Source organism: Streptomyces sp. NPDC001868 (assembly GCF_040297125.1).
Lineage (GTDB): Bacteria > Actinomycetota > Actinomycetes > Streptomycetales > Streptomycetaceae > Streptomyces.
In genome coordinates this window covers 331,301-345,539 of the sequence record NZ_JBEOYO010000003.1, presented here as the reverse complement: position 1 = coordinate 345,539, position 14,239 = coordinate 331,301, and the positions used below count along the sequence as shown (strand labels likewise).

At 67.7% G+C, this 14,239-nt stretch carries 8 protein-coding genes and 1 pseudogene; 8 read left to right on the top strand and 1 reads right to left on the bottom strand.

Features of this window, described 5'->3' with window-relative positions:
* The first annotated feature begins 21 nt into the window (after window positions 1-21).
* From ABT147_RS06305 to ABT147_RS06270, 8 genes are all read left to right on the top strand, one after another.
* Window positions 22-3,921 (top strand): DNA-directed RNA polymerase subunit beta', encoded by a 3,900-nt coding sequence (locus ABT147_RS06305; protein WP_013001437.1) that lies wholly within the window; start codon window positions 22-24, stop codon window positions 3,919-3,921.
* Between the two features lie 265 nt (window positions 3,922-4,186).
* Complete coding sequence (locus ABT147_RS06300; RefSeq protein ID WP_351403034.1) at window positions 4,187-4,666, top strand: DUF1707 and DUF4190 domain-containing protein; 480 nt, start codon at window positions 4,187-4,189, stop codon at window positions 4,664-4,666.
* Window positions 4,667-4,994: 328 nt separating this feature from the next.
* Entirely contained in the window at window positions 4,995-5,366 is a 372-nt protein-coding gene (gene rpsL / locus ABT147_RS06295; RefSeq protein ID WP_003948652.1) for a 30S ribosomal protein S12, read from the top strand.
* 2 nt (window positions 5,367-5,368) lie between these two features.
* Window positions 5,369-5,839, top strand: coding sequence for a 30S ribosomal protein S7 (rpsG, locus tag ABT147_RS06290; protein WP_005481264.1), 471 nt, complete (start codon window positions 5,369-5,371; stop codon window positions 5,837-5,839).
* Between the two features lie 39 nt (window positions 5,840-5,878).
* Window positions 5,879-8,005, top strand: coding sequence for an elongation factor G (gene fusA / locus ABT147_RS06285; RefSeq protein WP_351402974.1), 2,127 nt, complete (start codon window positions 5,879-5,881; stop codon window positions 8,003-8,005).
* A 145-nt stretch (window positions 8,006-8,150) separates the two neighbouring features.
* Window positions 8,151-9,344: an elongation factor Tu gene (tuf, locus tag ABT147_RS06280; RefSeq protein WP_033528329.1), complete on the top strand. Its 1,194-nt coding sequence runs from the start codon at window positions 8,151-8,153 to the stop codon at window positions 9,342-9,344.
* Window positions 9,345-9,503: 159 nt separating this feature from the next.
* Window positions 9,504-12,788, top strand: a complete 3,285-nt coding sequence (locus ABT147_RS06275) for a glycosyl hydrolase 115 family protein (protein WP_502983032.1) — start codon at window positions 9,504-9,506, stop codon at window positions 12,786-12,788.
* A 20-nt stretch (window positions 12,789-12,808) separates the two neighbouring features.
* Window positions 12,809-13,861, top strand: coding sequence for an endo-1,4-beta-xylanase (locus ABT147_RS06270; RefSeq protein WP_351402973.1), 1,053 nt, complete (start codon window positions 12,809-12,811; stop codon window positions 13,859-13,861).
* Here ABT147_RS06270 and ABT147_RS06265 read toward each other — a convergent pair.
* Window positions 13,854-14,238: pseudogene (locus tag ABT147_RS06265) on the bottom strand (hypothetical protein); the annotation flags it as partial. The gene ABT147_RS06270 and the pseudogene ABT147_RS06265 overlap by 8 nt on opposite strands.
* Window position 14,239: the final 1 nt, after the last annotated feature.

Here is a 14,239-nt window from a genome sequence, read left to right as displayed (position 1 = left end):
CCTGAGAGGGATTGACGCATAGTGCTCGACGTCAACTTCTTCGACGAGCTCCGGATCGGTCTGGCCACCGCTGACGACATCCGTCAGTGGAGCCACGGCGAGGTCAAGAAGCCCGAGACGATCAACTACCGCACGCTCAAGCCCGAAAAGGACGGACTCTTCTGCGAGAAGATCTTCGGTCCGACCCGGGACTGGGAGTGCTACTGCGGCAAGTACAAGCGTGTCCGCTTCAAGGGCATCATCTGTGAGCGCTGTGGCGTCGAGGTCACGCGCGCCAAGGTGCGCCGTGAGCGGATGGGCCACATCGAGCTGGCCGCTCCCGTCACCCACATCTGGTACTTCAAGGGCGTTCCGTCGCGGCTGGGCTACCTGCTCGACCTCGCCCCGAAGGACCTGGAGAAGGTCATCTACTTCGCGGCGTACATGATCACGTACGTCGACGAGGAGCGCCGCACCCGCGACCTGCCCTCGCTGGAGGCGCATGTCTCCGTCGAGCGTCAGCAGGTCGAGAACCGTCGCGACGCCGACCTCGAAGCCCGCGCCAAGAAGCTCGAGACCGACCTGGCCGAGCTCGAGGCCGAGGGTGCCAAGGCCGATGTGCGCCGCAAGGTGCGCGAGGGCGCCGAGCGTGAGATGAAGCAGCTGCGCGACCGTACGCAGCGCGAGATCGACCGTCTCGACGAGGTGTGGACCCGGTTCAAGAACCTCAAGGTCCAGGACCTGGAGGGCGACGAGCTCCTCTACCGCGAGCTGCGTGACCGCTTCGGCACGTACTTCGACGGTTCGATGGGTGCCGCGGCGCTGCAGAAGCGCCTGGAGTCCTTCGACCTGGACGAGGAGGCCGAGCGCCTCCGCGAGATCATCCGTACCGGCAAGGGCCAGAAGAAGACCCGTGCGCTCAAGCGCCTCAAGGTCGTCTCCGCGTTCCTGCAGACCAGCAACAGCCCCAAGGGCATGGTGCTCGACTGCGTGCCGGTCATCCCGCCGGACCTTCGCCCGATGGTGCAGCTGGACGGTGGCCGCTTCGCGACCTCCGACCTGAACGACCTGTACCGCCGTGTGATCAACCGGAACAACCGTCTGAAGCGGCTTCTCGACCTCGGCGCGCCCGAGATCATCGTGAACAACGAGAAGCGCATGCTCCAGGAGGCCGTCGACGCGCTGTTCGACAACGGTCGTCGTGGCCGTCCGGTCACCGGTCCCGGTAACCGCCCGCTGAAGTCCCTGAGCGACATGCTCAAGGGCAAGCAGGGTCGATTCCGTCAGAACCTGCTCGGCAAGCGTGTGGACTACTCCGCGCGTTCCGTGATCGTCGTCGGTCCGCAGCTGAAGCTGCACCAGTGCGGTCTGCCGAAGGCGATGGCGCTGGAGCTCTTCAAGCCGTTCGTGATGAAGCGGCTCGTGGACCTCAACCACGCGCAGAACATCAAGTCCGCCAAGCGCATGGTGGAGCGCGGCCGCACCGTCGTGTACGACGTCCTCGAAGAGGTCATCGCCGAGCACCCGGTGCTGCTGAACCGTGCTCCCACCCTGCACCGCCTCGGCATCCAGGCCTTCGAGCCGCAGCTGGTCGAGGGCAAGGCCATCCAGATCCACCCGCTCGTCTGCACCGCGTTCAACGCGGACTTCGACGGTGACCAGATGGCCGTCCACCTGCCGCTCTCCGCGGAGGCGCAGGCCGAGGCCCGCATCCTGATGCTGTCCTCGAACAACATCCTCAAGCCCGCCGACGGCCGCCCGGTGACGATGCCGACCCAGGACATGGTCCTCGGTCTGTTCTTCCTCACCACCGACGGCGAACTGCGTGACACCAAGGGCGAGGGGCGTTCGTTCGCCTCCACGGCCGAGGCGATCATGGCGTTCGACGCCGGCGAGCTGGCGCTGCAGTCCCAGGTGGACATCCGCTTCCCGGTGGGCACCATCCCGCCGCGCGGCTGGATGCCGCCGGCGCGCGAGGAGGGCGAGCCGGAGTGGCAGCAGGGTGACAGCTTCCGTCTGAAGACCACGCTCGGCCGTGCGCTCTTCAACGAGCTGCTGCCCGAGGACTACCCGTTCGTCGACTACTCGGTGGGCAAGAAGCAGCTCTCCGAGATCGTCAACGACCTGGCCGAGCGCTACCCCAAGGTCATCGTGGCGGCGACGCTCGACAACCTGAAGGCGGCCGGCTTCTTCTGGGCGACCCGTTCCGGTGTCACCGTGGCCATCTCCGACGTCGTCGTTCCCGAGGCGAAGAAGGAGATCGTCAAGGGCTACGAGGCGCAGGACGAGAAGGTCCAGAAGCAGTACGAGCGCGGTCTGATCACCAAGGAAGAGCGCACGCAGGAGCTCATCGCGATCTGGACCAAGGCGACCAACGAGGTCGCCGAGGCGATGAACGCGAACTTCCCCAAGACCAACCCCATCTTCATGATGGTTGACTCGGGTGCCCGAGGAAACATGATGCAGATGCGGCAGATCGCCGGTATGCGTGGTCTGGTGTCGAACGCCAAGAACGAGACCATCCCGCGTCCCATCAAGGCGTCCTTCCGTGAGGGCCTGTCCGTGCTGGAGTACTTCATCTCCACGCACGGTGCCCGTAAGGGTCTGGCGGACACCGCCCTGCGTACCGCCGACTCGGGTTACCTGACCCGTCGTCTGGTGGACGTCTCGCAGGACGTCATCATCCGCGAGGAGGACTGCGGCACCGAGCGCGGTCTGAAGCTGCGGATCGCCTCGAAGGACGAGGCCGGCATCCTGCGCAAGGCCGAGGACGTCGAGACCAGCGTCTACGCCCGCATGCTCGCCGAGGACGTCGTCATCGACGGCAAGGTGATCGCGCCGGCCAACGTGGACCTGGGCGACGTGCTCATCGACCAGCTCGTGCACCACGGTGTCGAGGAGGTCAAGACCCGCTCGATCCTGACCTGTGAGTCCAAGGTCGGCACGTGTGCCATGTGCTACGGCCGCTCCCTGGCCACCGGCAAGCTGGTCGACATCGGTGAGGCGGTCGGCATCATCGCCGCCCAGTCCATCGGTGAGCCCGGTACCCAGCTGACGATGCGTACCTTCCACACCGGTGGTGTGGCCGGTGACGACATCACGCAGGGTCTGCCGCGTGTCGTCGAGCTCTTCGAGGCCCGTACGCCGAAGGGTGTCGCCCCGATCTCCGAGGCGGCCGGTCGCGTCCGTATCGAGGAGACCGAGAAGACCAAGAAGATCGTCATCACGCCGGACGACGGCAGCGACGAGACGGCGTTCCCGATCTCGAAGCGCGCCCGTCTGCTGGTGAGCGAGGGCGAGCACGTCGAGGTGGGCCAGAAGCTCACCGTGGGTGCCACCAACCCGCACGACGTGCTGCGCATCCTGGGTCAGCGTGCCGTCCAGGTCCACCTGGTCGGCGAGGTCCAGAAGGTCTACAACTCGCAGGGTGTGTCGATCCACGACAAGCACATCGAGATCATCATCCGGCAGATGCTCCGCCGTGTGACGATCATCGAGTCCGGCGACGCCGAGCTGCTGCCCGGTGAGCTGGTCGAGCGGTCGAAGTTCGAGACCGAGAACCGTCGTGTGGTCCAGGAGGGCGGTCACCCGGCCTCCGGTCGCCCGCAGCTGATGGGTATCACCAAGGCCTCGCTGGCGACGGAATCCTGGCTGTCGGCCGCCTCCTTCCAGGAGACGACCCGAGTTCTGACGGACGCGGCGATCAACGCCAAGTCCGACAGCCTCATCGGCCTCAAGGAGAACGTCATCATCGGTAAGCTCATCCCGGCCGGTACGGGTCTGTCCCGCTACCGCAACATCCGGGTGGAGCCGACCGAGGAGGCCAAGGCCGCGATGTACTCGGCCGTCGGCTACGACGACATCGACTACTCGCCGTTCGGCACGGGCTCCGGCCAGGCCGTCCCGCTGGAGGACTACGACTACGGTCCGTACAACCAGTAGGCACCGGTGGGCGAGCGGCTGTAGCTGCTTGAGTTGAGGGGCGGTCACCTTCGGGTGGCCGCCCTTCGGCGTTGGTACGGGCGTTCGGCGTGGGTGCGGGTGTGCGGTGTGGCAGAACCGAGACGAAAGTGGGGCGGGGAACCCATGCCGGGGGCCGGGCGTTGGAGCATCATGGAGGGACAACCAGTCCGGGGGAGTGTTTCTCGTGTCTAACCCGTCGTGGCAGCCCGTCCCGTGGCAGCAGGCGCAGGGCAGTAGTCCTTCGATGCTGGCCGCCCATGCCGACCGTGAGCGTGCCGTCGATGTCCTCAAGGCGGGCTTCAGTGAGGGCCGCCTTCCGCAGGACGAGTACGAGAGGCGCGTGGAGAGGGCCTACAAGGCGCGCACAGTGGGGGAGCTGTCCCTTCTGGTCGCCGACCTGCCGCAGGGGCCCTCAGGGATGCAGCCGACCGCTATGGGCGCCCCGATCCCGAGAACGTTCATGCCGGTCCCCCCGCCGCCCCCGGCGACCAACGGCAAGGCCGTGGGCTCCATGGTCTGCGGGGTGCTCACGACCATGACGATGGGGCTGACGGGCATTCCCGCGGTCGTTCTCGGCCACACCGCCCGCGCCGAGATGCGGCGCACGGGCGAGGGCGGCGAGGGGTTCGCCCTGGCCGGTCTCATCCTCGGCTGGCTCTCCGTGGCCGGCTGGGCTGCTTTTCTCGCCCTGATGGTGCTGCTGGAGATGTCGTCCGGGGTCTGACGGCGGGGCCCCGCCCGGGAGTTCACGGGGGCGCGGGACCGTTTCGGCGGGCGGTTCCGCCGTGCGGGCGCCCCGTCCCCAAACCCCCGCCCGCCCATTTGTTTTGACCGTAGCGAATGAGGTAGGTACGCTCAGACCTTGTGCCTGGGGTGTGCCCTGGCTCTCGTGCGTGCCTTCAACCGCACAGGGGGAGCCGTAAGCGGCCGCCGTACTCTGCGCCCTTTCTGCCTCGCGGCGGGAGTTCAGCAGTTTCGACACACCCGACCGCGTGGGTCGGCGAATGTTCCAGGTTAGCTTCACCATTCGGCACACAGAAACCGGAGAAGTAGTGCCTACGATCCAGCAGCTGGTCCGTAAGGGCCGGCAGGACAAGGTCGAGAAGAACAAGACGCCCGCACTCGAGGGTTCGCCCCAGCGTCGCGGCGTCTGCACGCGTGTGTTCACGACCACCCCGAAGAAGCCGAACTCGGCCCTGCGTAAGGTCGCGCGTGTGCGTCTGACCAGCGGGATCGAGGTCACTGCTTACATTCCGGGTGAGGGACACAACCTGCAGGAGCACTCCATCGTGCTCGTGCGCGGCGGCCGTGTGAAGGACCTGCCCGGTGTTCGCTACAAGATCATCCGCGGTTCGCTTGACACCCAGGGTGTCAAGAACCGCAAGCAGGCCCGCAGCCGCTACGGCGCCAAGAAGGAGAAGTAAGAATGCCTCGTAAGGGCCCCGCCCCGAAGCGCCCGGTCATCATCGACCCGGTCTACGGTTCTCCTCTTGTCACGTCGCTGATCAACAAGGTGCTGCTGAACGGCAAGCGCTCCACCGCCGAGCGCATCGTGTACGGCGCCATGGAGGGCCTGCGCGAGAAGACCAGCAACGACCCGGTCATCACGCTGAAGCGCGCGCTGGAGAACATCAAGCCGACCCTCGAGGTCAAGTCCCGCCGTGTCGGTGGTGCGACGTACCAGGTTCCGATCGAGGTCAAGCCCGGTCGCGCCAACACGCTCGCGCTGCGCTGGCTGGTCGGTTACTCCCGCGCCCGTCGCGAGAAGACCATGACCGAGCGTCTGCTCAACGAGCTTCTCGACGCGTCCAACGGCCTCGGTGCCGCTGTGAAGAAGCGCGAGGACACCCACAAGATGGCCGAGTCCAACAAGGCCTTCGCGCACTACCGCTGGTAGTCGCTACCCCCATCGAGACCGAGAGAAGACCGAAGCCTTATGGCTACCACTTCACTTGACCTGGCCAAGGTCCGCAACATCGGGATCATGGCCCACATCGACGCGGGCAAGACGACCACCACCGAGCGGATCCTCTTCTACACCGGCGTCAGCTACAAGATCGGTGAGGTCCACGACGGCGCTGCCACCATGGACTGGATGGAGCAGGAGCAGGAGCGTGGCATCACGATCACCTCTGCTGCCACCACCTGTCACTGGCCGCTCGAGGACGACGACTACACGATCAACATCATCGACACCCCCGGGCACGTCGACTTCACGGTCGAGGTGGAGCGTTCGCTCCGCGTCCTCGACGGTGCCGTCACGGTGTTCGACGGTGTCGCCGGTGTCGAGCCGCAGTCCGAGACGGTGTGGCGTCAGGCCGACCGCTACGGCGTGCCGCGCATCTGCTTCGTGAACAAGCTGGACCGTACCGGCGCCGAGTTCCACCGCTGTGTGGACATGATCTCGAACCGCCTGGGTGCCGTCCCGCTCGTCATGCAGCTGCCGATCGGCGCCGAGATGGACTTCAAGGGCGTTGTGGACCTGGTCCGCATGAAGGCGCTCGTGTGGTCCGCCGAGGCCGCCAAGGGCGAGATGTACGACGTCGTCGACATCCCGGCCACGCACACCGAGGCTGCCGAGGAGTACCGCGGCAAGCTGGTCGAGGCCGTCGCGGAGAACGACGACGAGATCATGGAGCTGTTCCTGGAGGGCCAGGAGCCCACCGAGGAGCAGCTGTACGCCGCGATCCGTCGCATCACCATCGCGACCGGCAAGTCCGACGGCGTCACGGTCACCCCGGTGTTCTGTGGCACCGCGTTCAAGAACAAGGGCGTCCAGCCCCTGCTCGACGCGGTCGTGCGCTACCTGCCCACTCCGCTCGACGTCGAGGCCATCGAGGGCCACGACGTGAAGGACCCGGAGCTGGTCGTCAAGCGCAAGCCGTCCGACGACGAGCCGCTGTCCGCGCTGGCGTTCAAGATCATGAGCGACCCGCACCTGGGCAAGCTCACCTTCGTCCGGGTGTACTCGGGCCGCCTGGAGTCCGGCACCGCCGTGCTGAACTCCGTCAAGGGCAAGAAGGAGCGCATCGGCAAGATCTACCGTATGCACGCGAACAAGCGTGAGGAGATCGAGTCGGTGGGCGCCGGCGACATCATCGCCGTCATGGGTCTGAAGCAGACCACGACCGGTGAGACGCTGTGTGACGACAAGGCCCCGGTGATCCTGGAGTCCATGGACTTCCCGGCGCCGGTCATCCAGGTCGCCATCGAGCCCAAGTCCAAGGGTGACCAGGAGAAGCTGGGTGTCGCCATCCAGCGTCTCGCGGAGGAGGACCCCTCCTTCCAGGTCCACTCGGACGAGGAGACGGGCCAGACCATCATCGGTGGTATGGGCGAGCTGCACCTCGAGGTGCTGGTCGACCGTATGCGCCGTGAGTTCAAGGTCGAGGCCAACGTCGGCAAGCCGCAGGTGGCCTACCGCGAGACGATCCGCAAGGCCGTCGAGCGCGTCGACTACACGCACAAGAAGCAGACCGGTGGTACCGGCCAGTTCGCCAAGGTGCAGATCGCGATCGAGCCGATCGAGGGCGGCGACGCCTCGTACGAGTTCGTGAACAAGGTCACCGGTGGCCGTATCCCGAAGGAGTACATCCCTTCGGTGGACGCCGGTGCGCAGGAGGCCATGCAGTTCGGCATCCTCGCGGGCTACGAGATGACGGGCGTCCGCGTGACGCTCATCGACGGTGGCTACCACGAGGTCGACTCCTCGGAGCTCGCCTTCAAGATCGCCGGTTCGCAGGCCTTCAAGGAGGCCGCGCGCAAGGCGTCCCCCGTGCTTCTCGAGCCGATGATGGCCGTCGAGGTCACCACGCCCGAGGACTACATGGGTGAGGTCATCGGCGACATCAACTCCCGTCGTGGTCAGATCCAGGCCATGGAGGAGCGGGCCGGTGCCCGCGTCGTGAAGGGCCTCGTGCCCCTCTCGGAGATGTTCGGCTACGTCGGAGACCTCCGCAGCAAGACCTCGGGTCGCGCAAGCTACTCGATGCAGTTCGACTCCTACGCCGAGGTTCCGCGGAACGTCGCCGAGGAGATCATCGCGAAGGCCAAGGGCGAGTAACACACCCCGTTTACACGCTTTAGGCTTGACACCGACCGCCGGGGGGCTCACCCGGCAAGGGGACACCCCGGCGGGCGGCATCCCAGCAAAGATCACCTGGCGCCGATGAGTAAGGCGTACCAGAACCACTCCACAGGAGGACCCAGTGGCGAAGGCGAAGTTCGAGCGGACTAAGCCCCACGTCAACATCGGCACCATCGGTCACATCGACCACGGTAAGACGACCCTCACGGCCGCCATTACCAAGGTGCTGCACGACGCGTTCCCGGACCTGAACGAGGCCTCGGCCTTCGACCAGATCGACAAGGCTCCTGAGGAGCGTCAGCGCGGTATCACGATCTCGATCGCGCACGTCGAGTACCAGACCGAGACGCGTCACTACGCCCACGTCGACTGCCCCGGTCACGCGGACTACATCAAGAACATGATCACGGGTGCGGCGCAGATGGACGGCGCCATCCTCGTTGTCGCCGCCACGGACGGCCCGATGCCGCAGACCAAGGAGCACGTGCTCCTGGCCCGCCAGGTCGGCGTTCCGTACATCGTCGTCGCCCTGAACAAGGCCGACATGGTGGACGACGAGGAGATCCTGGAGCTCGTCGAGCTCGAGGTCCGTGAGCTGCTCTCCGAGTACGAGTTCCCGGGCGACGACCTGCCGGTCGTCAAGGTCTCGGCGCTCAAGGCCCTTGAGGGCGACAAGGAGTGGGGCCAGTCCGTCCTCGACCTGATGAAGGCCGTCGACGAGAACATCCCGCAGCCCGAGCGTGACGTCGACAAGCCGTTCCTGATGCCGATCGAGGACGTCTTCACGATCACCGGTCGTGGCACCGTCGTCACCGGTCGTATCGAGCGTGGTGTCCTCAAGGTCAACGAGACCGTCGACATCGTCGGTATCAAGCAGGACAAGACCACCACCACGGTCACCGGCATCGAGATGTTCCGCAAGCTGCTCGACGAGGGCCAGGCCGGTGAGAACGTCGGTCTGCTCCTCCGTGGCATCAAGCGCGAGGACGTCGAGCGCGGCCAGGTCATCATCAAGCCCGGTTCGGTCACGCCGCACACCGAGTTCGAGGCCCAGGCCTACATCCTGTCCAAGGACGAGGGTGGCCGCCACACGCCGTTCTTCAACAACTACCGCCCGCAGTTCTACTTCCGTACGACGGACGTGACCGGCGTGGTGACCCTCCCCGAGGGCACCGAGATGGTCATGCCCGGCGACAACACGGAGATGAAGGTTGAGCTCATTCAGCCCATCGCCATGGAAGAGGGCCTGAAGTTCGCCATCCGTGAGGGTGGCCGCACGGTGGGCGCCGGCCAGGTCACCAAGATCAACAAGTAAGTCCACTCGCTTGAGTGCTGCTTGAAGGTCGCTTGACCTGAGAGGGCCCGTACGACTTCGGTCGTACGGGCCCTCTTGTCGTTCCCGCGCCCGGCGTTCCGAAAGTATTCGACGCTGACGACCCGTTCCCCCCGCCGGTCACTCCCTTCACTATTTGTCATGCCGCTGACCAAATACGGGATCGAGGGGTGGGGCATGTCTGGGTACGTCAGCCGTAGGGGTGTGCTCGGAGCGGGGATCGGTGCCGTGCCGGTGTTGTCGATGTCGATGAGCGTCGGGGACGCGCGGGCGGAGGAGGGCGCCGGGGCTGCGCGGGTGACTGACCTGAGGACTGCGGACCTGAGGACTGCGGACCTGAGGGCTACGGACCCGGGGGCCTGTCTCTCCTTCTCGCCCGTGGCCGGTGGGTTTCCGCTGGTCGGGGCCCCGGTCGTGGTCAGCCCGGAGGATCACCCCGGGGTCGTACGGGTCGCGGGGGATCTGCGGGACGACATCGAGCGGGTGACGGGGGTGCGGCCGGGGAGTGCGATGGCGTCCGAGGTCGTGCTGGTGGGGACCATCGGGCGGAGTCCGCTGATCGACGGGCTGATCGCCGCCGGGAAGCTGGACGTCGGCGGGGTGCGGGGGAAGTGGGAGACCTCGCTGCAGACGGTCGTCGAGCGGCCGATGCCCGGGGTGGAGCGGGCCTTCGTCGTCGCGGGCAGCGATCCGCGCGGCACGATCTTCGGGGCGTACGACGTCTCGTACGGCCTCGGTGTCTCGCCCTGGTACTGGTGGGACGATGTGCCGCCGGTCCGGCGGAAGGCGGTGTACGTGCGGCCGGGGCGCTTCAGCCAGGGGACGCCGGCCGTGAAGTACCGGGGGATCTTCATCAACGACGAGAACCCGGCGCTCGGGACGTGGGCGCCGGCGTACTTCGGGCCCGGGAAGGCGCCGGGGCACCCCGGGGGCTTCACCGCGGACTTCTGGGCGAAGGTCTTCGAGGTGCTGCTGCGGCTCAAGGGGAACTACGTCTGGCCGGCGGTGTGGGGCCGGGCCTTCGCCGAGGACGATCCCGAGAACCACGCGCGGGCGAAGGAGTACGGGGTTGTCATGGGCACGTCTCATGAGGCGCCCATGATGCGGGGGATCGAGGAGTGGAACCGCCATGCGGTGCCGGCGGTCAGGGACGCGTCCGGGAACGTCGTGACCCCCGGGCGGGACCCCTACGGGGGCACCGGGGAGTGGTCGTACCGCCGGAACGCGCCGGCCATCAGGGCGTACTGGCGGGACGGCGTCCGGCGGATGGTGGAGCAGGACTTCGAGGGCGTCGTCACGCTCGGGATGCGGGGGAACGGCGACACGAGCCTGCCGGACGGTGACGGCATCGAGCTGATGCAGGAGATCATCGCGGCGCAACGGCGGATCATCGAGGAGGAGACGGGGCGGCCGGCGTCGGAGACCCCTCAGGTGTGGACCCTCTACAAGGAGGTCCAGCGGTACTGGGACCGGGGGCTGCGGGCGCCCGACGATGTGACCGTCGTCCTCACGGACGACAACTGGGGGAACATCCGTAAGCATCCGGACCCGGGGGAGCCCGTACGACCTGGGGGTTACGGGTTGTACTACCACTTCGACTACGTCGGTGTCGGGCGCAACTACAAGTGGGTCGACACGGCCAACCTCGCGAATCTGTGGGAACAGCTGCACGAGGCGGACGCGTACGGGAACCACGGGCTGTGGGTGGTGAACGTCGGCGATCTCAAGGGGAACGAGCTGCCGACGGAGTTCTTCCTGAACTACGCCTGGAATCCCGGGCGGTGGGGACTGGAAGACCTGGGGGAGTGGGAGCGGGGGTTCGCCCGGCAGAACTTCGGGGAGGCCGTCGCCGGGGAGATCGCCGAGGTGTTGAGCGCGTACGGGCAGTTGCAGGCGCGGCGGAAGCCCGAGCTGCTGAACCGGCGGATCACCGTGGCCGAGGGGGCGGGAGGGGTCGTCTTCGAGGGCGCGGGAGGGGCCGTCCCGGAGGTCGTCTACGACGATCAGGAGACGCCCTTCTACTTCGGCCACCGGGAGCTGGAGCGGGTCACGGAGGAGTGGCGGGCGCTGGCGAAGCGGGCCGAGCGGGTGGGGCGGCGGCTTCCGGCCGCCGTGCAGGACGCGTGGTTCGAGCTGGTCGGGTACGCGGTGCTGGCCACGGCGAATCTGTACGGGTTGCGGAAGGCGGAGTTCGAGAACCTGCTCTACGCCGGGCAGGGGCGGGCCGCGACGAACGGCCGGGCGTCGGCTGCCGAGGCCGGCCTCGAGCGGGACTTCGCGCTGGCCGATCGCTTCAACTCCCAGGTGGCGGGCGGCAAATGGCGGGGCTTCCAGACCCAGCCGCACATCGGGTACGGGGATGTGGAGCGCTACGGCCCGAACGCCGGGTGGCAGCAGCCGGAGAAGGACAACGTGGCACTGCCGGACGAGATCTTCCCCAAGGTGCGCCGGATCGAGGTGCCGCAGGCGGCGGAGCTGGGGGTGGCGGTCGACGGGGCGGACGACTCGGGGGAGTGGTGGCCCGGATCGGCGACGGAGGGGGACGGGGTGGCCGAGGCCCGGGTGGAGGCGGTGCTTCCGGTCTTCAGTCCGTATCAGACGCGGCCCCAGCAGTATGTGGAGATCTTCAACCGGGGGCGTACGCCCTTCTCGTACCGGATCGAGTCGTCGGTGCCGTGGCTGGTGGTGGAGCGGTCGCGGGGGCGGGTCGAGGAGCAGGTGCGGGTGGGGGTACGGGTGGACTGGGGTCGGGTGCCGGCCGGGGGTGCGGAGGCCTCGTTGACGGTGTCCGGGGCCGGGGCCTCGGTGACCGTGAAAGCCGTCGCGGAGAAGCCGTCGGCGCGGGTGGTGCGGGGGCTGCGCGGGTTCGTCGAGGCGGGCGGGTATGTGGCGGTCGACGCGGAGCACTACGCGCGGGCGGTGACTGCGAAGGGGGTCGGCTGGCGCCGGATCGAGCGGATCGGGCGTACGGGGGCGGGGGTGATGCCGTGGCCGGTGACGGCTGCCCGGCAGACGCCGGGCGGGGGCGGGCCGCGGCTGGAGTACGAGGTCGGTCTGCTGGCGGCGGGTGAGGTGACGGTCTGGGCGTATGTCTCGCCCCGGAACCCCACGTTCGCCACGGGCGGGCTGCGGTACGCCGTGTCCTTCGGCTCCGGGGCCCCGCAGGTCGTCGACATCCATGCCGCCACCGGGGCCGACGACGGGCTCATGAACAAGCAGTGGGCGCGCAACACCTCGGACAACGTGAACGTGACGGCGACCCGGCATGTGATCGCCGGGCCCGGGACGCACCGGCTGAAGTTCTGGATGGTCGACCCGACGGTGGTGCTGCAACGGCTGGTGATCGACACAGGTGGGTTGACGCCGACATATCTGGGGCCGCTGGAGAGCCGCCGGATCCGAGAGGGGAGAGGGGAACAGGGATGACGTACATGAACCGCTTTCGCATGCCCCTGCTTGCGCTGGTCGCCGGGGCGGTGCTGTCCACGGGGGTGATCGGGCAGCCGGCCTCGGCGCACGGGTCGTCCGGCCCGCCGTTGCGGAAACTCGCCGATCGGGCCGGTGTGCGTATCGGCACGGCCGTGGACATGAGCGCGCTGGCCGAGGACCGGACGTATCGCAGAACCGTGGGCCGTGACTTCGACTCGGTGACCGCCGAGAACGTCATGAAGTGGGAGTCGGTGGAGCCGCGGCGCGGTGTCTACGACTGGAAGCCGGCCGACGACCTGGTCCGTTACGCCCGCGCCCACGGCCAGGTCGTGCGCGGGCACACCCTCGTCTGGCACAGCCAGCTGCCGGGCTGGCTGACGTCCGGGGTGGCGGACGGCTCGATCGGCCCGGCCGAGCTGCGCGGGATCCTCCGGAAGCACATCACCACCGAGGTGAAGCGGTACAAGGGGAAGATCCAGCAGTGGGACGTCGTGAACGAGGTGTTCGAGGAGGACGGCAGCCTGCGGAACTCGGTCTGGCTGCGTGAGCTGGGTCCGTCGTACATCGCGGACGCCTTCCGCTGGGCCCACGCCGCCGACCCGAAGGCGAGGCTCTTCCTCAACGACTACAACGTGGAGGGCGTCAACGCGAAGTCCACGGCGTACTACGAACTGGCGAAGCGGTTGCGTGCGGAGGGCGTGCCCGTGCAGGGCTTCGGTGCCCAGGGGCACCTCGCGATCCAGTACGGCTTCCCGGGGCAGGTCGCGGAGAACCTCGCCCGCTTCGAGGCGCTGGGGATGCGGACGGCGTTCACCGAGGTCGACGTGCGGATGATCCTGCCGGTGGACGAGACGAAGGCGGCGACTCAGGCGTCGTACTTCCGGCGGCTGCTGGACGCGTGCCTGGGCGCGCGGAGTTGCACGTCGTTCACGGTGTGGGGGTACACCGACCGGTACTCATGGGTGCCGGGGGTGTTCGAGGGCCAGGGGGCGGCGACGCCGATGGACGAGGGGTACGGGCGGAAGGCGGCGTACGGGGCGTTGCGGGAGGGGTTGGCGGCGGGGCGGTGAGCCGGCTGTCGGGGGTGCGGTCGCGGCAGCGGCTTCCCCGCGGGCCCCGGAAGCCGCGGTCGCAGCCGTCGCAGTTCGGCATGTCGTACCGGACGGCTGGTGCGGCCGGTACGGCATGTGCTGACGCGGGTGCCCGGAACGGCGGCACGGGCGGTAGCCGGGCCGCGAGCCGGTGGGCCAGGAGGGAGGCCGGGCTGGTTGCTGGAGGTCGTACGGGTGATGATCCGGCCGCCGGGGATGCGTACGCGCTCCCGGCGCAGATAGCCGTGCTCCTCCAGCTCGCGCAGCGCGGAGGCGATCCGGGTCGCGCCCTCCCTGAAACGGGTGGTGAGGCTCTTGATGTCGACGTGGGCGCCTTTGGGAAGCGACTGGATGTGC

Bases quoted from the DNA above. Each gene is read 5' to 3' on its own strand.
- ABT147_RS06300 (WP_351403034.1), top strand. From the start codon at position 4,187: ATGCTGGCCGCCCATGCCGACCGTGAGCGTGCCGTCGATGTCCTCAAG.
- rpsG (WP_005481264.1), top strand. From the start codon at position 5,369: ATGCCTCGTAAGGGCCCCGCCCCGAAGCGCCCGGTCATCATCGACCCG.
- fusA (WP_351402974.1), top strand. From the start codon at position 5,879: ATGGCTACCACTTCACTTGACCTGGCCAAGGTCCGCAACATCGGGATC.
- ABT147_RS06275 (WP_502983032.1), top strand. From the start codon at position 9,504: ATGCCGCTGACCAAATACGGGATCGAGGGGTGGGGCATGTCTGGGTAC.
- ABT147_RS06270 (WP_351402973.1), top strand. From the start codon at position 12,809: ATGCCCCTGCTTGCGCTGGTCGCCGGGGCGGTGCTGTCCACGGGGGTG.